The sequence below is a fragment of the Pseudomonas sp. FBCC-B1565 genome, assembly GCF_059133265.1.
This window is the reverse complement of record NZ_CP101438.1, coordinates 4,260,308-4,283,328: the sequence shown is the minus strand read 5'-3', so window position 1 is coordinate 4,283,328 and position 23,021 is coordinate 4,260,308. Positions and strand designations below refer to the sequence as shown.

The 23,021-nt window shown below is 63.1% G+C and carries 20 protein-coding genes; 8 read left to right on the top strand and 12 right to left on the bottom strand.

Features of this window, described 5'->3' with window-relative positions; translation table 11 throughout:
- Positions 1–5: 5 nt before the first annotated feature.
- From NL123_RS19680 to NL123_RS19660, 5 genes are all read left to right on the top strand, one after another.
- Complete coding sequence (locus NL123_RS19680) at positions 6–956, top strand: hydroxymethylglutaryl-CoA lyase (RefSeq protein ID WP_494356149.1); 951 nt, start codon at positions 6–8, stop codon at positions 954–956.
- The gene (locus NL123_RS19675) at positions 949–1,332 is read left to right on the top strand and encodes a VOC family protein (protein WP_179029012.1); all 384 of its coding nucleotides are present in this window, start codon (positions 949–951) and stop codon (positions 1,330–1,332) included. The genes NL123_RS19680 and NL123_RS19675 overlap by 8 nt, the downstream gene beginning before the upstream one ends.
- Positions 1,329–2,270 (top strand): D-2-hydroxyacid dehydrogenase, encoded by a 942-nt coding sequence (locus NL123_RS19670; RefSeq protein WP_494356148.1) that lies wholly within the window; start codon positions 1,329–1,331, stop codon positions 2,268–2,270. Before NL123_RS19675 ends, NL123_RS19670 begins: the two co-directional genes overlap by 4 nt.
- A gap of 41 nt (positions 2,271–2,311) precedes the next feature.
- A complete protein-coding gene (gene dctA, locus NL123_RS19665; RefSeq protein WP_494356147.1) occupies positions 2,312–3,610 on the top strand; it encodes a C4-dicarboxylate transporter DctA in 1,299 nt (432 codons plus the stop codon).
- Between the two features lie 99 nt (positions 3,611–3,709).
- Complete coding sequence (locus NL123_RS19660) at positions 3,710–4,381, top strand: TetR/AcrR family transcriptional regulator (protein WP_494356146.1); 672 nt, start codon at positions 3,710–3,712, stop codon at positions 4,379–4,381.
- Here the strand turns inward: NL123_RS19660 and NL123_RS19655 are convergent.
- The 8 genes from NL123_RS19655 to NL123_RS19620 form a co-directional block, all read right to left on the bottom strand.
- On the bottom strand, positions 4,378–6,414 hold the full coding sequence (locus NL123_RS19655) for an oxidoreductase (protein ID WP_494356145.1): 2,037 nt from the start codon (positions 6,412–6,414) through the stop codon (positions 4,378–4,380). The two genes, NL123_RS19660 and NL123_RS19655, sit on opposite strands and share 4 nt — an antisense overlap.
- Positions 6,415–6,713: 299 nt before the next feature.
- Positions 6,714–7,019: a hypothetical protein gene (locus tag NL123_RS19650; protein ID WP_248487700.1), complete on the bottom strand. Its 306-nt coding sequence runs from the start codon at positions 7,017–7,019 to the stop codon at positions 6,714–6,716.
- Positions 7,020–7,240: 221 nt separating this feature from the next.
- The gene (locus NL123_RS19645; protein WP_494356144.1) at positions 7,241–8,302 is read right to left on the bottom strand and encodes an ATP-binding protein; all 1,062 of its coding nucleotides are present in this window, start codon (positions 8,300–8,302) and stop codon (positions 7,241–7,243) included.
- On the bottom strand, positions 8,299–9,048 hold the full coding sequence (locus NL123_RS19640) for a response regulator (protein WP_248487702.1): 750 nt from the start codon (positions 9,046–9,048) through the stop codon (positions 8,299–8,301). The genes NL123_RS19645 and NL123_RS19640 overlap by 4 nt, the downstream gene beginning before the upstream one ends.
- Before the next feature lie 63 nt (positions 9,049–9,111).
- A complete protein-coding gene (gene flgG / locus NL123_RS19635) occupies positions 9,112–9,897 on the bottom strand; it encodes a flagellar basal-body rod protein FlgG (RefSeq protein ID WP_494356143.1) in 786 nt (261 codons plus the stop codon).
- Between the two features lie 126 nt (positions 9,898–10,023).
- Positions 10,024–11,127 (bottom strand): serine hydrolase domain-containing protein, encoded by a 1,104-nt coding sequence (locus NL123_RS19630; RefSeq protein WP_494356142.1) that lies wholly within the window; start codon positions 11,125–11,127, stop codon positions 10,024–10,026.
- 191 nt (positions 11,128–11,318) lie between these two features.
- A complete protein-coding gene (locus NL123_RS19625; RefSeq protein WP_494356141.1) occupies positions 11,319–11,672 on the bottom strand; it encodes a BrnA antitoxin family protein in 354 nt (117 codons plus the stop codon).
- A 3-nt stretch (positions 11,673–11,675) separates the two neighbouring features.
- Positions 11,676–11,957 carry a BrnT family toxin gene (locus tag NL123_RS19620; RefSeq protein ID WP_248487706.1) on the bottom strand — a complete coding sequence of 94 codons (282 nt, stop codon included), beginning with the start codon at positions 11,955–11,957 and terminating at the stop codon, positions 11,676–11,678.
- Between the two features lie 347 nt (positions 11,958–12,304).
- On the opposite strand from NL123_RS19620, the gene gabP reads away from it, so the two are divergent.
- Entirely contained in the window at positions 12,305–13,714 is a 1,410-nt protein-coding gene (gene gabP, locus NL123_RS19615) for a GABA permease (protein WP_494356140.1), read from the top strand.
- Positions 13,711–14,787 (top strand): choline metabolism transcriptional regulator GbdR, encoded by a 1,077-nt coding sequence (gbdR, locus tag NL123_RS19610; protein ID WP_494356139.1) that lies wholly within the window; start codon positions 13,711–13,713, stop codon positions 14,785–14,787. The genes gabP and gbdR overlap by 4 nt, the downstream gene beginning before the upstream one ends.
- A gap of 2 nt (positions 14,788–14,789) precedes the next feature.
- On the opposite strand, the gene NL123_RS19605 is transcribed toward gbdR, so the two are convergent.
- Genes NL123_RS19605 through NL123_RS19595 form a run of 3 tightly spaced genes read right to left on the bottom strand, consistent with a single transcriptional unit; the run spans position 14,790 to position 18,824 of the window.
- Positions 14,790–16,133, bottom strand: coding sequence for a c-type cytochrome (locus NL123_RS19605; protein ID WP_494356138.1), 1,344 nt, complete (start codon positions 16,131–16,133; stop codon positions 14,790–14,792).
- Positions 16,134–16,149: 16 nt separating this feature from the next.
- The gene (locus NL123_RS19600; protein WP_494356137.1) at positions 16,150–18,369 is read right to left on the bottom strand and encodes a xanthine dehydrogenase family protein molybdopterin-binding subunit; all 2,220 of its coding nucleotides are present in this window, start codon (positions 18,367–18,369) and stop codon (positions 16,150–16,152) included.
- Positions 18,369–18,824 carry a (2Fe-2S)-binding protein gene (locus NL123_RS19595; protein WP_071494947.1) on the bottom strand — a complete coding sequence of 152 codons (456 nt, stop codon included), beginning with the start codon at positions 18,822–18,824 and terminating at the stop codon, positions 18,369–18,371. The genes NL123_RS19600 and NL123_RS19595 overlap by 1 nt, the downstream gene beginning before the upstream one ends.
- 369 nt (positions 18,825–19,193) lie before the next feature.
- Here NL123_RS19595 and NL123_RS19590 point away from each other — a divergent pair, with 369 nt between their 5' ends.
- On the top strand, positions 19,194–21,101 hold the full coding sequence (locus NL123_RS19590; protein WP_494358329.1) for a methyl-accepting chemotaxis protein: 1,908 nt from the start codon (positions 19,194–19,196) through the stop codon (positions 21,099–21,101).
- Positions 21,102–21,158: 57 nt separating this feature from the next.
- On the opposite strand, the gene NL123_RS19585 is transcribed toward NL123_RS19590, so the two are convergent.
- Positions 21,159–22,841, bottom strand: coding sequence for an AMP-binding protein (locus tag NL123_RS19585; protein WP_494356136.1), 1,683 nt, complete (start codon positions 22,839–22,841; stop codon positions 21,159–21,161).
- Between the last annotated feature and the right edge of the window lie 180 nt (positions 22,842–23,021).

The following is a 23,021-nucleotide window of genomic DNA, read 5'->3' as shown; positions in this document are numbered from 1 at the left end:
CTTCAATGAAACGCCTGTACCTGCAGGAAGTCGCCACCCGTGACGGCTTCCAGAACGAAAAGAGCTTTATCGACACCGAGCAGAAAATCGCCCTGATCGATGCGCTGAGCCAGTGCGGCTACGCCAAGATCGAAGTGACCTCGTTCACCTCGCCCAAGGCCATCCCCGCCTTGCGCGATGCCGAGGCGGTGATGGCCGGGATCCAGCGCCAAAGCGGCGTGGAATACACGGTGCTGGTGCCCAACGTGCGTGGTGCCGAACGGGCGCTGGGCTGTAGCATCGACGAGGCCAACCTGGTGATGTCGGTGAGCGAGCCGCACAACCGTTCCAACCTGCGCATGACCCGCGAACAGTCGTTCGCCCAGCTCAGGGAAGTGGTGGGGGTGATCGGGCGTGGGCCGGTGGCGGTCAATGTGTCGCTGTCCACGGTGTTTGGTTGCCCGATGCAGGGGGATGTGCCGGTCGACGAGGTGCTGGCCTGGGTCGGGCGGTTCGCCGAGCTGGGTGTGCGCGGCGTCACGCTGTGCGACACCACCGGGATGGCCTATCCGACGCAGGTGGAGACTTTGTCACGGCAGGTGCGCGAGCGCTTTCCCGAGCTGCAACTGACCCTGCATTTCCATAACACCCGGGGCATGGCGCTGGCCAATACCCTGGGCGCGTTGCAGGCTGGAATCGACCGCTTCGACGCTTCTCTTGGCGGCCTCGGCGGCTGCCCCTATGCCCCCGGCGCCAGTGGCAACGTGTGCATGGAAGACCTGGTGCACATGCTCGACCTGATGGGCTATGACACCGGCCTGCACCTGGACCGCGTACTGGCGGCGTCCGCCCGCTTGCCGGGGCTGATCGGCCATGCCACCCCCAGCCAGATCCTCAAGGCCGGCAAGCGCCTGGACCTGCATCCCATTCCTGCACACGTGCACAGCCTCAGCCAACAGGTAGCCCACCATGATTGATCATCTCGACCACCTGGTCCTCACCACGATTGACCTTGCCGCCTGCACAGACTTCTACACCCGCGTCATGGGCCTGCGCCTGGAGACCTTTGGCAATGGCCGCATCGCTTTCCGTTTCGGCAACCAGAAAATCAATGTGCACGAGCGCGGGCATGAGTTCGAGCCCAAGGCCCACCTGCCGGTGCCGGGTGCGCTGGACCTGTGCTTTATCGCCAGTGTCTCGCTGGACGCGGTGGTCAGCCATTTGAACACCCAGGCCTGGCCGATCATCGAGGGCCCGGTGCTGCGTACCGGTGCGACCGGGCCGATTCGCTCGGTGTATGTGCGTGACCCGGACCTGAACCTCATCGAAATCTCCGAGCAGGTGCCTGCATGAATATCGTGTTTCTCGACGGCGCGAGCCTGCCGTCAGCGTTGCCGCGCCCGGCTCAAGCCAGCGCCTGGACCGCGCGCGAAACCACCCGCCCCGAGCAAGTGCTTGAAGCCCTGGCCGACGCCGACGTGGCGATCACCAACAAGGTGCGCATCGACCGTGCGACCCTGGCGCAATTGCCGCGCTTGCAACTGATCTGCGTGGCGGCCACCGGCTACGACTGCGTGGACATCGCCGCCTGCCGCGATCAGGGCGTGACGGTGTGCAACGTGCCGGCGTACAGCGCGGTCAGTGTGGCCGAATCGGTTATTGGCGCCTTGTTTGCGCTGCGCCGCCACCTGCTGGCGTACCGCGCGGCGTCTGCCAGCCAGTGGCCGCAGTCGTCGCATTTTTGCGTGCACGGCGCGCCGATCCAGGACCTGCAAGGCTCGACCCTGGGCATCGTCGGGCGCGGTGATATCGGCAGCCGCGTGGCGCGCCTGGCCAAGGCCCTCGACATCACCGTGCTGTTCGCCGAACACCGTGGCGCGCCGCAGGTGAGGGCGGGCTACACCGCCTTCAACGAGGTGTTGGCCAGGTCCGATGCGCTGACCTTGCATTGCCCGCTCACGCCCCACACGCGCTACCTGATCGGCGCCGCCGAGATCGCCCGGATGAAGCCCGGCGCGTTGCTGATCAACACCGCACGCGGTGCGCTGGTGGATGAAAACGCCGTGCTCGATGGGCTCGCCAGTGGTCAATTGGGCGGCGCGGCGCTGGATGTGCTGCACGTGGAGCCGCCGCAGGCCGACCACTCGTTGCTGCATTGCGAGCATCCCAATCTGCTGGTCACGCCCCACGTCGCCTGGGCCAGCCAAAGCAGCGTCGCACGCCTCAAGGCCGTGCTGGCCGCCAACATCGAGGCATTCGCGGCACACCGACCGACCAACGTGGTGACCTGAACGCCCCAGCGACTTCCTTCCTGAAACCTATAGGCAGAGCCATGACAAAAATAATCAGCTCGTCCGTCGACTCCGTGAATCAGGCGCCGGCACGGCGCACACCGCTGTACCAGCACCTGTATGTGCAAGTGCTGGCGGCCATTGTGCTGGGGGTGATCCTCGGCCACTTCAGCCCGGGCCTGGGCGAACAGATGAAGCCCTTGGGCGACACCTTCATCAAGCTGATCAAGATGCTGATCGCGCCGATCATCTTCTGCACGGTGGTCAGCGGTATCGCCGGCATGCAGGACCTCAAGCGCATCGGCCGCATCGGCTTCAAGTCGCTGGTCTACTTTGAAGTACTGACCACCATCGCCCTGGTGGTCGGCCTGATCGGCGTCAACCTGTTCAAGCCGGGCGCCGGCATGCACATCGACCCGGCCAGCCTCGACGTTGCGGCCATCGCCGGCTACACCAAGGCGGCCCACGACCAGAGCGTGGTCGGCTTCCTCACCCACATCGTGCCCAGCACCGTGTTCGGTGCGTTTACCGACGGCGACATCCTCCATGTGTTGTTCATCTCGGTGCTGTTTGCCTTTGGCCTGCAACTGCTGGGCGACACTGGCAAGCCGTTGCTCAACACCATCGACCTAGTGGCCAAGGCGTTCTTCCGGATGCTCAAGATCGTCATGTACCTGGCGCCGCTGGGCGCGTTCGGCGGCATGGCGTTCACCGTGGGCAAATACGGCGTACAGTCCCTGGGCGCCTACGTGAACCTGCTGCTGTGCTACTACGCCACCGGGCTGGTATTCGTGTTCGTGGTGCTCAACCTGGTGGCGCGGCTGGCCGGTTTCAGCCTTTGGAAGTTCCTCAAGTACATCCGTGAAGAACTGGTGCTGGTGCTGGGTACGTCGTCCTCCGAATCGGCCTTGCCGCGCCTGATGGGCAAGCTGGAAAAGCTCGGCTGCGAGAAGTCCACTGTCGGCCTGGTGGTGCCGTCCGGTTACTGCTTCAACCTCGACGGCAGCTGCATCAACATGACGGTGCTGGCGATCTTCATTGCCCAGGCGCTGGACATTGACGTGTCGCTGTATCACCAGGTGACCCTGCTGTTGATTCTGCTGCTGACTTCCAAAGGCGCGGCGAGCGTGACGGGTGGTGCGTTTATTACCCTGGCCGCCACCCTTGGCTCGATCGATGTGATCCCGGCGGCGGGCCTGGTGCTGGTGTTGGGCGTGTACCGGTTTATCTCGGAGGGTGGCGCGCTGATCAACGTGATCGGCAACGGCGTTGCCACGCTGTTCATTGCGCGCTGGGATGGGGCGTTGGATCGCGAGCAGCTCAAGCGTGAATTGGGGTAGGGCGCAGGCTGGGAAATGTACGCCGCTGTACACTCGCTGTGCACCACGCAGCGTGGGGTGTAGAGTGGCCGGCAATTCCCAGGCAAAGGTGACCCCCGGATGGCGCAATCGGCAAAACCGCGAGGCAAGAACCAGGACACGGGCTGGCGAGGCTCGGTCGATGTGTGGCTGGACGCCGCCTACGCGGCGTTGAAAGAGTCGGGCATCGACGCCGTGCGCGTGATGCCGCTGGCCAAGCAGTTGGGCTTGTCGCGTACCAGTTTCTATTGGTTCTTCGAGGACCGCGAGCAACTGCTCGCCGCCTTGCTGGCCCGTTGGCGCGACAAGAACACCGGCAACCTGGTGCACCAGTGCGAGCGTTACGCCGAAAGCATTTGCGAGGCGATTCTCAACGTCTTTGAATGCTGGCTGAACCCTGAACTGTTCGACTCGCAGTTCGAATTTGCCGTGCGCAGTTGGGCCATGCAGTCGGCAGAAGTCAGTGCGGAAATCGCCCTGGCCGATGACACCCGTATCAACGCGCTGACCGGCATGTTCCGGCGCTTTGGCTACGATGACGAGGCCGCCGATGTGCGCGCGCGGACCATCTACCTCACGCAGATCGGCTACATCTCGATGAACACCAGCGAGGACGTGGTGGTGCGCTTCCGGCGTATTCCCCAGTACGTCAGCGTGTTCACCGGCAAGGCCTTGAAGCGGCGCGAACTGGACCGCTTCTTCGGGGCGTTTGGCTACGCCGAGACCGCACCGGGGGTGTTTGAGCCGCTTTAGAGGTCCTTGACCAACCGCAACGCGTCGTAGATCGCCACATGGGTGTTGCGTGCGGCCACCGCATCGCCGATGCGGAACAGTTGGAAGCGACCCTCGGGGTTGGTCACCAGGTGCTGCGCGTTGCCGGCGATCAAGTCATGCTGCTCGACCGCGCCGCCGTTGCTGGAATGCCCACGCAGGTCGAAGTACAGGTCATCCAGCGGCAGGGTGCCGTGGTTGACCACCACCTGGTCCACCACCCGCTGCTTGTGCACCGTGCCGTAGTCACTGCCGAAAGTGACCAGCAGCCGACCGTCGCGTTTTTCCACCGTCTCGACCCGATAGGTCACGGTAAAGGTCACGTCCAGGTCCTGCAGGCTGCGCATGTAGGGCACCAGGTTCATGGCCATGACTTCCGGCGCGAACGAGCGGTCCGGCGTGACTATTTCCACGCTGGCACCGCTCTGCGCAATCACCTCGGCCGCTTGCAGCGCCGCGTGGTCGCCGGCGTCGTCGAAGATCAGTACATGGCGCCCCGGCTTGACGTCGCCGGAAATGATGTCCCAGGTCGACACCACCAGTTCATTGCCCTGGGCCAGCACCTCGGTGTGGGGCAGGCCGCCAGTGGCCACGATTACCACGTCCGGCTCATTTGCCAGCACCGTCTCGGCTTCGGCCCAGGTGTTGAAGTGGAACTTGACCCCGAGGCGTTCGCACTGGCCCATGCGCCAGTCGATGATGCCGATCATCTCGCGGCGCCGCTCGCTCAGGGCGGTCAGGCGGATCTGCCCGCCGGGCCGGTCCGCCGCTTCCAGCACCGTGACGTCATGCCCGCGCTCGCCGGCGACCCGCGCTGCTTCCAGCCCGGCAGGTCCCGTGCCGATAATCAGCACTTTGCGCCGCACCGCTGCCTTGGGAATGGCATGGGGCATGCTGGTCTCGCGACCGGTGGCGGGGTTGTGGATGCAGTACGCGGCACCGCCCTGGTAGATGCGGTCCAGGCAGTAATTGGCGCCGACGCAGGGCCGAATGTCTTCTTCACGCCGCTCGATGATCTTGCGCACGATATGCGGGTCGGTCATATGGGCGCGGGTCATGCCGACCATGTCCACCTTGCCTGATGCGATGGCGTAGCGCGCCGTGGCGACATCAGGGATTTTCGCCGCATGGAAGGTGGGGAACCCGGTAGATGCGCGAATCTCGCCGGCAAAATCCAGGTGCGGCGAGTTGCGCATGCCCTGGATCGGGATCACATCGGTAAGGCCCGCGTCCGTGTCGATATGCCCGCGCACCACATTGAGGAAGTCCACCAGCCCGCTGTCCTTGAGCAGGTGCGACACCTGCAAACCTTCGCTGGCATTGAACCCGCCCGGCAGCGCCTCGTCGCCGGTGTAGCGCACGCCCAGCAGGAAGTCTTCACCGACCCGCTGGCGAATGCCGCGCAGGACATCGAAGGTAAAACGCATGCGGTTTTCCAGCGAACCGCCGTACGGGCCATCCAGATCGTTGGTGAGCGGCGACCAGAACTGGTCCATCAAATGCCCGTAGGCTTGCAGCTCCAGGCCATCCAACCCGGCGGCCTGCATGCGCTCGGCCGCGTCGACGTAGTCTTTGATGATCCGCTCGATGTCCCAGTCTTCCAGCTTCTTCGGGAAGGAGCGGTGTGAGGGCTCGCGCCGGTGTGAAGGCGACACCACCGGCAGCCAGTCGGCCTTGTCCCAGCGTGTGCGGCGGCCCAGGTGCGTCAGCTGGATCATCACCGCCGCGCCGTGTTCGTGGCACTCGTCCGTCAAGTCCTTCAGCCAGCCGACCACTTCATCCTTGTACGCCAGCACGTTGTTGAACACCGGCGGGCTGTCCCGCGACACCGCGGCGGAGCCTGCGGTCATGGTCAGGGCCACGCCGGCCTTGGCGCGTTCGACGTGGTAGGCGCGGTACAGCGCCTGCGGCATGCCGTCCACCGGGTAGGCCGGTTCGTGGGCCGTGGTCATGATCCGGTTGCGCAGTGTCAGGTGCTTGATCTTGTAGGGCTGCAGCAGGGGATCGCTGGACATCAGAGTGTGCTCCGTCGTGGGCATCATCAGGCTTGGCGATTTGAAATTAGGGTAAATGTACAGGTGTGTCAATAATGCTCGACATGCATGTACATTTTAAGTGCGACCTGCTGATGTTCTGCAAACGATGCAGGCACGTGAGAGCACGGTGGGCAAGGCGGTGGCGGCGTATTACGCGGCGAACAAGGCACGGTCCGAGGGGATGTTCAGGTTGTGGTTTACGGGCTTTTTGTGGTGAGCGGGGCAAGCCCGCTCACCACAAAAAGCCGGCAAGCCACAACAACCCGCAAACCACAGCGTCAGGCGTATGAACTGCCATGGGCTGCTCTCAACAAATCGCGCACGGCATCGGTGCGCAGCAGCAGGGTCATCTGCGCCTCGTCGATCACGATTTCCGCGATGATCAACGCGCAGATCAGCGGCGCGGTCACGAACCAATGGCACCAGCATTGGGTTGCCAGCGAAACGGCTACGCCGATGATCCACAGCGCCAATACCCACTTGGGCGCGCGCTGTTGCAGCGGCACCCACAACCGCTGCAGCCGTTTCAGCCGGGCAGTGTGCAGTTTCAACGACTCTTCAAGGAGTGATAAGGACGAATTCATTTCTCACGCTCGCTGAGCTATCCGGGCGTGGCTGGGAAAGGGATTGCCCAGCCACGACAAGTTGATGCATTCAACTTCGATCCAGTGCCCGTTTCCAGGCAGTGCTGCACAGCTTTTGAATGCAACGCACATACCCTCGGTGTCCAATAGGACAAAGCATCGATAGCACCGGGTTGTTCTGAACATCATGGAAAAGATGCGCATGGTGGGGCCTGGTTTACTTAAAGATTCCAACTGAGTTCAAACAGCGTTCCGCCGTTTTCCATTTTCCGGCACGTCACCGCACCGCCGTGGGCGAGGGCAATCGCGCGCACCACCGCCAGGCCCAGGCCGCTGCCACCCTGGGCGCGGGACCGCGAGTTTTCGCCGCGCTGGAAGGCATCGAACAGGTGCATGGCCAGGTCCTCATCGATCCCGGGGCCATCGTCGCGCACCCTCAGGTAGTGCATGCCATCGCGCGTGCTCAGGTGCACGTTGACGTTGCCGGGCGTGGCGTGCCGACGCACGTTGTCGAGCAGGGCCAGCAGCGCCTGGCGGATCCGTGCCGGGTCGCAGCGCAGGGTGCGGCGCTGCAGGTCCAGTTGCAGGGTAAAACCGGCGGCGACCAGGCTCGGTTCGAACAGCCGCACATCCTCTTCAATGCCGGCGGCCAGGTCGGCGTCTTGCACGTTGAGTTCAAGGTAGCCGCTGTCGCCCAGGCCCACCACCCGCAGGTCCTCGATCATCCGCGCCAGCCCTTCGACCTGGCCGAGCAGGCTGTAGAACTGCGCCGTGTTCGGTTCGAATACACCCTCGGCCAAACCTTGCAGGCGGCCGCGCAGGATGGTCAGCGGCGTGCGCAGTTCATGGGCAATCGCCGCATTCCAGAATGCCTGCTCCTGTGCCATGCGCTTCAAGCGCTGGGCCATGCTGTTGAAGTCATCCACCAGGATCGCCGCTTCACCGATGGACTGGTCACCGGCGACGGCTTGCACGTCGAGGTCGCCATCCGCCAGTTTGCGCAGGTTCTCGGCCACCGAGTTGAGCGGCATCAGGATCCGCCGCGACAGCCGCGTGGCCACGAAGGCACCCACCGCCAGGCTGACGCAGGTGGTCAAGGCCATCCACGCCCACTCGACATTGGCCGGCAGCCAGGCATCGGCCTGCTCGTCCGAGAGCGGCCAGTAGGTCCACAACAGCGCATAGAACACGTAGGAGCCGATCACGGCCAGGGCGATCACGCAGAGCACCACCGCCGACATGGCGGCAATGATCTGGCGGCTCAAGCCATTGAGCTTCTTCACACGCCACTCCCGAACCGGTAGCCCACGCCGCGAATGCTCGCCGGCACGCCCTGCAGCCCCAGGTCTTCGATCTTGCGGCGCAACTTGCTGATATGGCTGTCGACCGTGCGTTCCAGGCTGTCGCTTTCCGGGGAGCACAGCGCCAGCAATTCCGCGCGGCTGAACACGCGCTTGGGTGCCCGGGCCAATTGGGCGAGCAGTTTAAATTCGGTGACGGTCAGCAGCAGCGGCAGCACCTTACCCTCTATATTCAGCGTGACCTGATGGCTTTCGATATCGATTTCAAACCCATCGACCCGCAACACATTGGCGCCGGCGGCATATTTGTAGTCGATGGAACGTCGCAGCACAGCCTGGGTACGCGCCACCACCTCGGCCGGGTTGAACGGCTTGACGATATAGTCGTCGGCACCGATGCGCAGGCCCATCAGCTTGTCCATGTCCTGGTCCTGGGCGGTCAGCATGATCACCGGCGTATTGCCGCGATGGCGCACTTCGGCCAGGACCTTCCAGCCATCCACATGCGGCATCAGCACGTCCAGCAGCATCAGGTCCGGCTTGAGCGTCTGGTGCAGTTCGAGGGCGCGCCGGCCGTCGAGGGCGTGGGCGGTGCGAAAGCCACTGCGCTTGAGGTAGGCGATCAGGATGTCGGCGATCTCGGGCTCGTCTTCGGCGATCAGGATCAGCGCCTGGGTGTCTCGGACGCTGTTCGGACGGGGCGTCGATGTAACGGGGAAATCGTTCATAGTCTGCTCGGTGAATAAGCCTTGTCGTGTTTGCCGCTCCCTGGCCACGCGTTCAAGTGTTGATCATAGCTTCTGGGTGAGGGCGCCCAACATCTGGTTGGCGGTGGAAATCACTTTGGAGTTCATTTCATAGGCCCGTTGCGTGGTGATCATGTTGACCATCTCTTCAACGGTGCTCACGTTGGAGGTCTCCAGGGACCGTTGCAGGGTGGTGCCGAAGCCATTGAGCCCCGGCGTACCGACCTGTGGCGCGCCGCTGGAGGCGGTCTCCAGGAACAGGTTGTTGCCGATTGCCTGCAAGCCCGCAGGGTTGATGAAGTCGGCGGTCTGCAGGTTGCCGATCACTTGCGCAGCGGGGTTGCCGGCCACGGTGATCGACACCGTGCCATCCTGGCCCACGGTGAAGGTCTTGGCGTTGTCTGGCACCACGACGGCCGGTTCCAGCGCAAAGCCACTGGCCGTGACCACCTGGCCATTGGCATTCAGGTGAAAGGTGCCGTCGCGGGTATAGCCGGTGGTGCCGTCCGGCTGCAGCACCTGGAAAAAACCGCGCCCGTTCACCGCCAGGTCCAGCGGTTGCCCGGTGGTCTGCAGGCTGCCGGCGCTGAAGTTTTTCTGGGTGCCGACGATCTGCACCCCCGTGCCCAGTTGCAACCCCGACGGCAGTGCAGTGTTCTGTGTCGACTGCGCACCCGGCTGGCGCTTGATCTGGTAGAGCAAGTCCTGGAACTCGGCGCGATCACGTTTGAACCCAGTGGTCGAAACGTTCGCCAGGTTGTTGGAAATCGTCGTCAGCTGCGTGTCCTGGGCCGACAAGCCGGTTTTTGCGACGTACAGGGCTGGAATCATGCCGTTCTCCGTGTGAACCCGGTCGACCGGGCACTCTGATGAAACCTATTGTGCGCAACGAACGTGCGCATTCAGGGGAGGTTTTGTGGAGGAATGATGGAGATCGGCATTTTTTGTTGGCCCTGATCACTTCAATCCGGGTTCGATCAGGCCGGCGACGCCACGTCCGATGACTTCCGGGTAGCTGTGTTCGGCATCCAGGTTGGTCAGCACCACCACCGTCAACCGGTCGTCGAGGTAGCGCGCTATGGACGAGGTAAAGCCTTGCCAGGAGCCGCCGTGCTCGACCACGGGGTGGCCGTTGATCGTGCGGATTTCCCAGCCGAACCCGTAGCCTTGCGCCCGCTGTTTGCCGGCGTAGGGGTAGGGCGTCCACATCCGTTGCAGCGAGGCGTGTGTCAGCAGGGTTTCATCATAGAGGGCACGGTCCCAGCGCTCCAGGTCGCGGACGCTGAAATAGAGCGTGCCGTCCGCCGTGGCATTGAAGGTCGGCGACACCCATTCCTGATTCCTCAGCTCACCGTCGACCCGTTCGTAGCCCGCCGCCCGGTTGGGTACTATCTCAAGGTCCGAGATGACCCGTGATGAGCGCATGCCCAGCGGTGTGAAGATACGCTGCTGGAGAAACTCGCCATAAGGTATCCCACTGACACGCTGGATCAGGATGCCGAGCAGCACGAAATTGGTGTTTTCGTAGGCCCAGTGCTGCCCGGCCTTGAAGTCCAGCGGCAGCTTGGTGATCGCCTTGGCCAGCTGCGCTTCGCTGAAGTCGCGGCGTATATCCAATGGGCCGCCGGGCTTTTGCAGCGCTGGCGTGTCGTAGGCGGACAAGCCGGACGTGTGGGACAACAGATGGGCAATCTTGATCGGCGCCCAATTCGCCGGCGCCTCGGGGAAGTACTGGCGGATGCTGTCGTCCAGGCCGACCTTGCCTTGCTCCACCAGCATCATGACGGCCGTTGCGGTAAAGGATTTACCCACCGAGCCGGATTGCAACACGCTGTCGGCGCTCATGGGCACGTTGAGTTCCACATTCGCCAGGCCATAGCCCTTGGCGAGCACGGCCTGGCCGTTCCGGTAGATACCGAGGGCCAGGCCCGGCAACTGCTGCCGGGTTATTTCTGCATTGACATAGCGGTCGATGGCCGAGCGCTGTTCGTCCGTGAGCGGCGTGGCTATCGCCAGGGGCGCGGACATCAGCAGGATGCTCGCCGCAAGGGTTCGGAACATGGGCACCTCTGAAGCGTTTTTGCGGTTTCAGGAGGCGCCAGTGTGCGCGAGGGGGGTGGATGTTTGCGGGAGGTTTGATGGAGGGTGCATGTAGTTGATAGGGCCAGCCCTCACTGGGGGTGGGTGAATTTCACCTACCTGTTGGATGTTTATCGAGCGTGTGGGCAAATGATCATCTCGACAGAGTGGATTTAGCCTTTGATTTGGTCGGCTGGCGTGCCTAGTACTCGATGCAACTCTCCAGCGAGTGCGATCAGCTGCTGTTCCAGCGCTTCGACTTCGCAAAGGCTGATTCCCTCCTTGATGACTTGCAGGGTTTTGGCTTTTCTCGTCAGTGCGGATCCGAGGTTATGCGCGTCTTGGGAAACCAACACTTGGCGCAGTAGGTTGTTGATCACGGTTTGATAACCCGTACCTGCATTTTCCGCTCGCTCGCGGGCGGCTGCGATCACCGCATCATCCAGCATGATAGTGATGCGGGTTTTGCCTTTGTTGCTGGCGACTGCACCGCGCTTGCCGGAGCTGAAGTCGTAGTCGTCTTTCATGGTTCAAGCCTCCAAGTACTGGCGTCGTTCATTTTTGGATGCACGCCTGGCACTGATAATCCGTACGAAATTTGGATCGCGGTAGGTGTAGGCCACTACCAATACGCGTCCCTTTGCGTCCGTACCCATGATTATCCAACGCTCTTCGTCGTGATCATTGTCTTGTATGGTTAGAGCGGTCTCGTCGTAAAACACCGGTTCTGCATCGGCAAGGCTCACGCCCTTGTGCTTTTGCTGATTAGCGATGCTTTTTGCTTTGTCGTATTGAATCCTGAAAGTTCTCATTATGCATATTTTATATGTATATAAAAGCAATTGGACAAAGCGACAGTCAGGGCATTGGTTCAGCGTCTGCGGGTCCCGATTTGGGTACGCACATCCCTACCTATCAGTGAGGGATCGATTTTGAGGAGGGTGCCCGCGTATGTCCGTGCGTAACCGGTGATCCGTTAAGTAGTCAGATTCCGATTCCATAGCCAGATAAGGTCTTATGTCGATATCAGACCAACCCCCGCCGTTTCCAGGCTATTTTCGCGCCGGTCAGCCCGCGTAAGGTGACTCATCATTCAAAAATGATGATCGCCTGACCCTCCAGTCAGTCCTCACGCCGATCACCGAGAACAACAAAAACAATGAATAGCCTCCATTCCAGCGACTCGAACGGCCAGTTGGCGCAAGGCTTCAAGCCGCGCCATGTCACCATGCTTTCCATTGCGGGGATCATCGGCGCGGGGTTGTTTGTCGGGTCCGGGCATGCGATTGCGGCGGCGGGGCCGGCGGTGCTGCTGGCCTATCTGTTTTCCGGCCTGCTGGTGGTGCTGGTCATGCGCATGCTGGGGGAGATGGCGGTGGCCAACCCGGACACCGGTTCATTCTCGACCTACGCCGACCAGGCCATCGGCCGCTGGGCCGGCTTCACCATCGGCTGGCTGTACTGGTGGTTCTGGGTGCTGGTGATTCCCATCGAGGCCCTGGCCGCCGGGCATATCCTCAACCAGTGGTTCCCGCAGATCGACGCTTGGCTGTTTGCCTTGTTGTCGATCTTTTTGTTGGTGGTCACCAACCTGTTCAGTGTGTCCAAGTACGGCGAATTCGAGTTCTGGTTCGCCATGGCCAAGGTGATCGCGATCATCGCTTTTATCGGCGTGGGCTTCGCGGTGCTGATGGGCTGGGTGCCGGAGCGTGAGGCCAGTGGGCTTGGCCAGTTGATGCAGGACCATGGCGGGTTTGCGCCCAACGGGCTGTCGGCGGTGGTCGGCGCCTTTATCACCATCATGTTCAGTTTTATCGGCACCGAAGCGGTCACCATCGCGGCGGCCGAGTCCAGCAACCCGGCGCAGAACATCGCCCGGGCTACGCGCTCGGTGATGTGGCGCATCGGGGTGTTCTACCTGTTGTCGATCTTCGTGGTGATCTCCGTGGTGCCATGGGATGACCCGTTGCTGGCCTCGGTCGGCTCTTATCAGCGTGCGTTGGAGTTGATGAACATTCCCCACGCCAAGCTGCTGGTGGACGTGGTGGTGCTGATCGCCGTGGCCAGTTGCATGAACTCTTCCATTTACATCGCCTCGCGCATGCTGTTTTCCCTCGGCAAGCGGGGAGATGCACCCGCGCTGATGAACAAGACCTCGGCGGCAAGTGTGCCGAGGGCTGCGGTGATCGCCAGCACCATCCTCGGCGCGGGCGTGACCCTGCTCAGCTACTTCATGCCGGCCGGGCTGTTCCAGTTCCTGTTGGCCAGTTCGGGGGCCATCGCCTTGCTGGTGTACCTGGTGATCGCGGTTTCGCAGTTGCGCATGCGCAAGATCCTGCGCCAGCGCAAGGTCACGCTGAGCTTCCAGATGTGGTTGTTTCCGTGGCTGACCTGGCTGGTCATCGCGTTTATCTGCGCGGCCTTGACGGTGATGCTGTTCACGCCCGAACACCGTTTCGAAGTCTCTTCGACCCTCGTGCTGGCCCTGATAATTTCCTTGATCGGCTTGCTCACGGCGCGGCACCCGGAACCCGCGCAAAAACCAGTGGCCGCCGTTTCGCAATCATGAGTGGCCGCCCGGTCAGCAGTATTGTTTTCCTGCTGCTGGACCAGTTCACCCTGATGTCGCTGGCGGCGGCGGTCGAGCCGTTGCGCATGGCCAACCAGTTGTCGGGCCAGGAGCTTTACAAGTGGCACACGGCTAGCCCGGACGGCAACCCGGTGTGGGCCAGTGACGGTGTGCCGATCACGCCGGACGGTTCGATCCTCAGCGTGCCGCCTGCCGACATTGTGATGGTGTGTGGCGGTATCGGCATCCAGGGCACCGTGACCGGCGAACTGGTCAAGTGGCTGCGCGGCCAGGCGCGTTATACCAAGCGACTGGGGGGCATTTGCACTGGCAGCTTTGTGTTGGCGCGGGCCGGCTTGCTCGACGGCTATGAATGCAGCGTGCATTGGGAGTGGTTGGCGGCGATGCAGGAGGCCTTTCCACGGGTGACTGTCAGTTCCAGCCTGTTCAGCCTCGACCGCGACCGGCTCACCAGTTCAGGCGGCACGGCGCCGCTGGACATGATGCTGCACCTGATCGGCCGTGATCACGGGCATGAACTGTCGGCGGCGATCTCGGACATGTTTGTGTACGAGCGCATCCGCAACGAGCAGGACCACCAGCGCGTACCCCTCAAGCACATGCTCGGCACCCAGCAGCCCAAGCTGCAGGAGGTCGTGGCATTGATGGAAGCCAACCTGGAAGAACCGATCAACCTGGATGAACTGGCGGCGTATGTAGCGCTGTCGCGTCGCCAGCTTGAGCGGATGTTCCAGAAATACCTGCACTGTTCGCCCTCACGCTACTACCTGCGATTGCGGTTGATCCGCGCGCGGCAGTTGCTCAAGCAGACACCGATTTCAATCGTCGAATTGGCCGTGCTCTGCGGCTTTGTGTCCACGCCGCATTTCTCCAAGTGCTATCGCGAGTACTTCGGCGTGCCGCCCAGTGACGAGCGTTCCGTCACGGACAGCGAGCGGTCCATCGTGCTCAAGCCGGCGTTGCACACATTGCCGGCGCCCGCGCCAATGAATGTATTGGAGCAGGCGCGGGGCGAGGCAACGTTTGCCAGTGTGAAAAACCTGAAGCGTTGAACTCAGCGCATGTGCAAGATGATCGGGCTGCTGCTCGCCGGGTCGGTATGCCCGCGCAACTTGCCCACCGCCTTCACATCCACCGCGCCGCCGTTGTTACCCCAGGTGCCGCGCACATAGCTGAGCACCTCGGCGATTTGCGGGTCGGTCAGTTGCTCACGGAACGCCGGCATGCGATAGGCGTCCGGCACGCCAGCCGTCACCACACGTTGCGAGCCGTTGAGGGTGATGTTGATGGCTGAGGCGCTTTCCTTGGCCAGGGCCGAGGTGGCGCCGGCCAGGGGGGGCATCCATTCGGGCTGGCCCTTGCCGTCAAGGCCGTGGCACGAGGCGCAGCGGGTCGCGTAGGTGTGGGCGCCGGGGGTGTCCGGGTTGGCGGCGACCGTCTGATACTGCCAGGGACTGCCGTCGCGCTGCGGGTCGCCGGGCAGTGACTTGAGGTAGCGGGCGATGGCGGCGAGGTCGTCGTCCTGCATGAACTGGGTGGAGTTGTTGAAAGCTTCGGTCATCGAGCCGTAGACCACCGCATGGGCATTGCGCCCGGTCTTGAGGAACTGCACGATCTGCGGCTCGGTCCAGCGGCCCAGCCCGGTGTTGGGGTCCTGGCGCAGGCTGGGTGCATACCAGCCGTCGAGCAGGGCGCCGGCAAGGAACGGCGCACCGGCCTCATCCAGTGCTTTCTCGTTGAAGGCCAGGCCGCGTGGCGTGTGGCAACTGCCGCAGTGGCCGGGGCCTTGGACGATATAAGCGCCACGGTTCCACAGCGCGTCCTGGTTGGGTTTGGTCGCGTACGGCGCGGTCGGTGCGAACACGCCGTTCCACAGTGCAATGGGCCAGCGCAGGTTGAGCGGCCACGGAATATCACTGGGGATATTCGGCTGATTGGCCGGTTGCACGCCCTGCATGAAGAACGCGTACAGCGCTTTCATGTCGTCGTCGCTGAGCTTGACGTAGGACGGGTAGGGCATCGCCGGGTACAACCGTCGGCCACCCGGTGCCACGCCGTGGCGCACCGCGCGGTCGAAGTCGGCCAGGCTGTAGGTGCCGATCCCGGTGGTTTTGTCCGGGGTGATGTTGGTGGCATGGATCGCCCCCAACGGCGTGGCCATTTCCAGGCCACCGGCAAACGGCGCCTTGCCCGGCAGGCTGTGGCAGGCCACGCAGTCGCTGAGACGCGCGACATATTCGCCACGGCTGACCAGGGCCGGCTCGAAGGTGGCGGTGGCCGGTGCGTGTGCAAACGGAGTAGCAGGCTCACGGGTGACGTACCAGGCCAGCAGGCCTGCCGCGACCAGGCAGGGCAGCGCCAGCCAGCCTGCGGTTCTTGCGAATCGACGGTTGTTCATGGGCATTTCCTGAAAGTCAGCTGAAGGTGTGTCGGCTCAAGGGCAGGCTGCGAACACGCTGGCCGGTCAATTGCGCCACCGCATTCGCCACGGCCGGTGCCACAGCAGGCAACGGCGGCTCGCCGATACCACCCATCTTTTCGCCACTCTCGACGACCCGCACATGCACCCGCGCCATCTGCGCCGGTGCCAGGATCGGGTACAGGTCGTAGTTGCGCGCCCGTGGCTTGCCGTCCACGTACACCGCTTCTTCCAGCAAGGTCTGTGACAAGCCCAGCGCCACCGCGCCATTCACCTGAGCCTCGACAATCGCCGGGTTGACGATGCTGCCCGGGTCGATGGCCTGCCAGATATCGTGCACCCTGACCTTGCCATTCTCGATCGACACTTCGGCGATCGCTGCCGTGTGGGAGCCGAACGGCGAGGCCATGGCTACGCCGCGTGCGCGCCGGCTGCCGTCTTCAGCGGTGAAGGGGCCACGCTTCCAGCCGCCAGACAGTTCAACCGCGGCTTTAAGCAGGGTGGTCAGCCGTGGGTTGTCGCGCAGCAGGTGCAGGCGCAGTTCATAGGGATCCTGTTTGCCCTTGTCCGCCAGTTCGTCGAGGAACGATTCATAGAAAAAGTCATTCAGCGAATTGCCCACCGAACGCCAGTAGCCGAGCATGGGCGCGCCTTTGACGTAGATCTGCGCGATGCGTTTGTTGGGGATGGCGTAGGACTTGCCCGACAATCCTTCGACCGCCGTGGGGTCGATCTTGTCGCCCTGTTTGCCGGTGAGGGCTTCAGTCGGGCCTTCGGTGGCGCTTACCGCTTCGATGGCCACCGGCAGGCCTTTGTCATCCAGCGCGGCGCGGAACTTGACCACCGCCACTGGGCGCAATACGTCGCGCAGGAACTCTTCCTCACGGCTCCAGATCAGCTTGATCGGACGGCCCACCGCCTTGGCGAGCGCGATGGCCTGCGGGTAGGGGTTGGCCGACTCATACAGGAAATGCCGGCCGAAAAAGCCGCCGAGCAACGGCGAGTGCAGGTTGATTTGCGCAGGGTCCAGGCCGGTGCGCTTGGCAATGTCGGCGCGAAACATGTCCGGCGCCTGGTTGGGCAGCCAGATATCCAGGGTGCCATCCGGGTTGAAGCGCGCCAGGGCGGAGGGCGGCTCCAACTGGCCGTGGTTGAGGTACTGGTTGTGATACGTCGCTTCGACCTGGGTCTTGGCGCCTTTGAGCGCGGCGGCCACGTCGCCTTCATTCTCATCGTCACGGGCCGGGCCTTGCTGGGCGGCGAGGAACTCGAAATGCTTGTCGCTGGAGAAGTCCGCTGGCATTACGCGCAGCGTCGAGTCGGCGCCCGCTTCCTGCCAGTCGACCTGGACCGCTTCCACCGCACGCTTGGCGTGCCACCAGCGTTCAGCCACCACCGCCACCGCACCGGGCAGTACGTGCACTGAATGCACGCCTTTCATACCTTCGACCTGTGTCTGGTTACGCAGGCTGCCCACGGTCATGCCCAGGCGTGGCGCATGCTGGACGGCGGCGTGAAGCATATCGTCGACTTTCAGGTCGATGCTGTAGAGCGCCTTGCCAGTGGATTTGTCGTAGGCGTCGAGGCGCTTGACCGGCTTGCCGATCCAGCGGAACTGGCTCGGATCGCGCAGGGTGATGCTGGCGGGATCGGGCACTGGCATATCCAGGGCGCGACCGGCCAGTTCGCCGTAGTTCAGCGAGCGGCCGGATGCGGCGTGTACCACACGGCCAGGCTGGGTGGTCAGCTCGCCCACCGGCACGCCCAATTGTTTGGCGCCGGCCTGCAGCAACATGGCGCGGGCGAGGGCGCCGAGGCGGCGCATGGTCGGGTAGCTCATGCGCACCGACATGCTGCCGCCGGTGATGCGCATACCGTTTTCCATCACCACATAGGTTTCGCCGGGCGGCGCGGCCTCGACGATGAAAGTGGCGGGGTCGGCATCCAGTTCTTCGCCGACAATCTGCGCCATGGCGGTGTGGGTGCCTTGCCCGCCTTCCATGAAGGGGCTGAGCAGGCGCACCGTGCCGTCCGGGCGAATCTCCAGAAACGCCGGCACCTGGGTACCGCGTTCAGCGGCAGTGGCGGCTTGCACCCGGCCCGAGCCCAGTGGCAGGCCGAAACCGATGACCAGCGCGCCCACGGCGGTGCTCGCCAGAAAGCGGCGGCGTGACAGGTTGACCGGTGCATCGAGCAGTTCGTTGAGGATGTTCATTACGCGCCCTCCTGCTTGGCCAGGGCATCGACGGCCGCGTGGATGGCGTTGTACGTGCCGCAGCGGCACAGGTTGATCATGGCCGCGTCGATCTGCGCCTTGCTCGGTGCAGGGGTGTGCTTGAGCAGCGCCGTCGCCGCCATCACCTGCCCGGACTGGCAGTAGCCGCATTGCGCCACCTGTTGCTCGACCCAGGTCGCGACCACACGCTTGCCCACCTCGTCGTCTTCAATCGCTTCGATGGTGGTGATTTCCCGCCCGACCACCCCGGCCACCGGCGTGACGCAGGAGCGCACCACATTGCCGTCCACCAGCACCGAACAGGCGCCGCACTGGGCCAGGCCGCAGCCGTACTTGGTGCCGGTCAGGCCCAGGTCATCGCGGATCACCCACAGCAATGGGGTGTCCGCGTCGGCATCGACCTGATAGGCCTTTTGGTTGATTCGTAATTCCATGGCTCACCTGCTGATCATCGGTAGGTGCGGCCTGTTTTAGGTGTGAACGCAGTGGCCGCTTATTGTCGAACTCTAGACCAGCGCGCAAGGGCTATCTATCCGTTAATCGATAAGTCGGAGGATCAGGCAAGTATTCAAGAGAAATGGGCCAGTCTGGTGTTATCGAGGCGGCGATTGATCCAGGTCAATGCAAGGTCGGATCGGCGGGCATGAATGGGCAGGGCGGGCGTAGAGCGGGTTGTAGCGGTGATATCATTGAGCCACTATTCTGGCGCGGTGCGTTACTGCGACCCATGGAAATGAGGCTTTAGGCAAATGCTCAAGAATGCACCACTGCGTCTGAAACTGTTGTTGATCCTGCTACTGCCCATGCTCGGGTTCCTGACGTTGGCCGGCGTGTTCGTGGTGGACAACTACAAGACGCTGCGCGACATGGACGCGACCGTGACGGCCAGCGCCACCGCGCAGAAGCTGAGCCGACTCATTACCACGCTACAACGTGAGCGCGGCGCCAGCGGGGTTTTCCTGGGCAGTGGCGGCCAGTCGATGGGCGACAGGATGTTGCAGATGCGCCAGGACTCCAGCGCGGCGGTCGAGGTGGTACGCGGTTTGACGGCATCGGGTGGTGCGAGCCTGGATGGCGTGCTGCGTGCCTTGGACCAACTGCCGGCAACCCGTGGGCAAATCGACAAACTGAGCCTCAATAGCACCGAGTCCGGCGCGCGTTACACCGAGATCATCCAAGCCCTGGTCGGGTATACCCATTCCCTGGAAGCCAGCGTCAACAATGCGACCCTGGTCTATGCCCTCGGCGCCTTGAACCAATTCATCGAAATGAAAGAACGCGCCGGACGCGAGCGTGTGGTGTTGGGGCTGGTATTCAACCAGGACCACTTTGATGCGACGCTGCTGTCGCGCTTCAGCCGCAACCTGGGTGAGTTCAATGCCTACTACGATGCGTTCCGCCGCAAGGCACCGGTAGTCACGCTTCAACAATTCGATGAGCACATGCAAAACCCCGCCGCCGTGGAAGTTGGCAGGTTGCAACGCCTGGCGTTTGAAGTGCCGATGGGGCAGGCGCTGGGCATCAGGCCAGAGGCGTGGTTTGAAACCTCCACCCGCCGCATCGACCTGATGAGCCAAGTGGAAGAAGCCCTGGGCCAAAGTGTCAGCGACCTGGCGAAGCATGAGCGCGATGCCGCCAGTCGTGCCCTGTGGTTGACCATTGGCGCGGTGGTTGTGGCCCTGTTGGCGGTCGTGGTGTTGTCCTGGCTGATCATCCGCATGATCGGTTCGGCGGTGCGCGACCTGAACCGGGTACTGAACGACCTGGCGCAGCGCGATCTCACGGCACGGGCGACGTACCAGAGCCGGGACGAATTCGGCCAGATCTCACACAACCTCAACCGCATGGCGCAAGAGATCAGTGGCGTCGTGCAGGAAATCGGCAACGCCACCGCCCAAGTGGCGACGGCGGCGGAGGAGTCCTCCACGGTCACGATCCAGACCAGCCAGAGCGTCGAGCAGCAGCGCCAGAGCACCGAGCTGGTAGCGACGGCGATCAACCAGATGAGCGCCACCGTGCGCGAAGTGGCGCACAGCACCAACGATGCGGCGCAGATGTCGCAGCGGGTCAATACCAGCACCGCACAAGGGCGTGCCGAAATAGAAAGCACCATCGCGCTGATCCGTCAGCTCTCGGGGCAGGCCGAGGAAACCGCGCTGATCATTGGTGATCTGAAACAGGAAAGCGACGGCATTTCCACCGTGCTTGACGTTATTCGCGGCATTGCCGAGCAAACCAATCTGCTGGCCTTGAATGCGGCGATCGAAGCGGCGCGGGCCGGGGACCATGGCCGTGGGTTCGCCGTGGTGGCGTCCGAAGTCCGTGTGCTTGCGCAAAAGACCCAGGAGTCCACGGGCAGCATTCAGCAGATGATCAGCAACCTGCAGACCGGCTCCGACCGTGCGGCCACGTCCATGCAGGAAACCCTGGGCAAGGCGCAGGACGGTGCGAGCAAGGTGGAACGTGCGGGTGAGTTGCTGCAAGAGATCGCTGAAGGGGTGTCGGGTATCAGTGATCGCAACATGCAGATCGCCTCGGCCGCCGAAGAGCAGAGTGCGGTCTCGGAGGACATCAACCGTAACGTCAACGAGATCAATGACCTGGTGATCCAGGTCAGTGCCGGGGCCGAACAGACGGCCGTTACCAGCCAGGAGCTGGCGCGCCTGGCCGAGCAGCAGCAACGCCTGGTCAATCGGTTCAAGGTGGCCTGATCGATTGGCGCACAGCACGCCCTGCCGAATGCAGCCACCTGCGTCACAGGGCGTTGGTTAAGCGAAATCTTCCTCGAAGTGTTCCCGCTCACCTCGCGTGTCGCCCTGGCGCCGCACCACCTCCATCTGCCGCAGTTCCACGCGGCGGATCTTGCCGGAGATGGTCTTGGGCAGTTCGCTGACGAACTCGATACGCCGCACCCGTTTGTAAGGCGCCAGGTGCTCGCGGGCAAAGGCCAGGATGTGCCGGGCCAGCTCGGCGTCGCCCGGCGCATCATGGGCCAGGATCAGGAACGCCTTGGGCACCGCCAGGCGCAACGGGTCGGGGCTCGGCACCACGGCCACTTCCATGACCGCCGGGTGTTCGATCAAGGCGCTTTCCAACTCGAACGGGCTGATGCGGTAGTCGGACGCCTTGAACACATCGTCGGCGCGCCCGACGAAAGTGATGTAGCCGTCGGCGTCGACCTGCGCGGTGTCGCCGGTGCGGTAGTAGCCGTCGCGCATGACCTCGGCGGTTTTCTCCGGGCTGTCCTCGTAGCACAGCATCAGGCCGAGGGGGCGCACATCCAGGGGCAGGGCGACTTCGCCTTCGCTGCCCGGAATGCCGTCCGGGTCGAGCAAGGCCACTTGGTAGCCCGGCAGCGGGCGGCCCATGGAGCCGGGCTTGAGTACCTGGCCTGGCGTGTTGCCCACCAGCGCGGTGGTTTCCGATTGGCCGAAACCATCACGCAGCGGCAAGCCCCAGGCGTGCTGGATCTGCTCGATGATTTCCGGGTTCAGCGGCTCGCCCGCGCCGACCAGTTCGCGCAGGCTCAGGCGTGATTTGTAGCTGGCGAGATCCTCCTGGATCAGCATGCGCCACACGGTGGGCGGCGCGCACAGGCTGGTCACGCCGTAGCGTTCCAACGCACTGAGCAAGGCCGGCGCGCTGAACCGTGCGACGTTATGGATAAAGATGCACGCGCCGGCATTCCACGGGGCGAACAGGCAGCTCCAGGCATGCTTGGCCCAGCCGGGTGACGAGATATTCAGGTGCAGGTCGCCCGGCTGCAGGCCGATCCAGTACATGGTCGACAGGTGGCCTACCGGGTAGCTCTGGTGGCTGTGCAGCACCATCTTTGGCTTGGACGTGGTGCCGGAGGTGAAGTAGAGCAACATCGGGTCGGTGGCCAGGGTGCGACCTTCGGCCTCGAACTGCTCGGGGTGTTCAAAGGCGGCGCTGTGGGCCACCCAACCTTGCGGCGCCGAGCCCACGCAGACGCGACTGCAACCGTCCGCCAGCCCGGCGAATTTATGCACGTGGGCTTCGCCGACCACCAGGTGACGCACCTGCCCGCGTTCGACGCGGTCGCGCAGGTCGTCGGGGTTCAGCAGGGCGGTGGCGGGGATGACCACGGCGCCGAGCTTGAACGCGGCGAGCATGGTGTCCCACAGCGCCACATCGTTGCCGAGCATCAACAGCACCCGGTCACCGCGACGCACACCGAGGGCGCGCAAGTGGTTGGCCACCTGATTGGAGCGCGTGGCCAGTTGCTCGAAGCTGTAGCGCTGCTCACTGCCGTCTTCTTCGACGATCCACAGTGCATCTGCCGCGTTGCCCTCGGCCATTGTGTCGAAATAGTCCAGGGCCCAGTTGAATTCGTCCAGTTGCGGCCAACGGAAATCCCGGACAGCGGTGGCGTAGTCGGTGCGGTGAGCGAGCAGAAAATCCCGAGCGGCCAGGAAGGGCTGGGTCATGGTGGCTGTCCTTAATTATTGTTGTGGGGACTGACCCCCCGGCTGGACCGAGAGGCTGGACCGAGTATAGGCACGCATAAATCAGAGCAGAACGCTCAAAAACACCGGTGCGTTGTGCAAAAAAGTCATGGGTGTTGCGCCAGGCAGCAGTGAGATTGACGGTTAAGACATAAAAGTCCA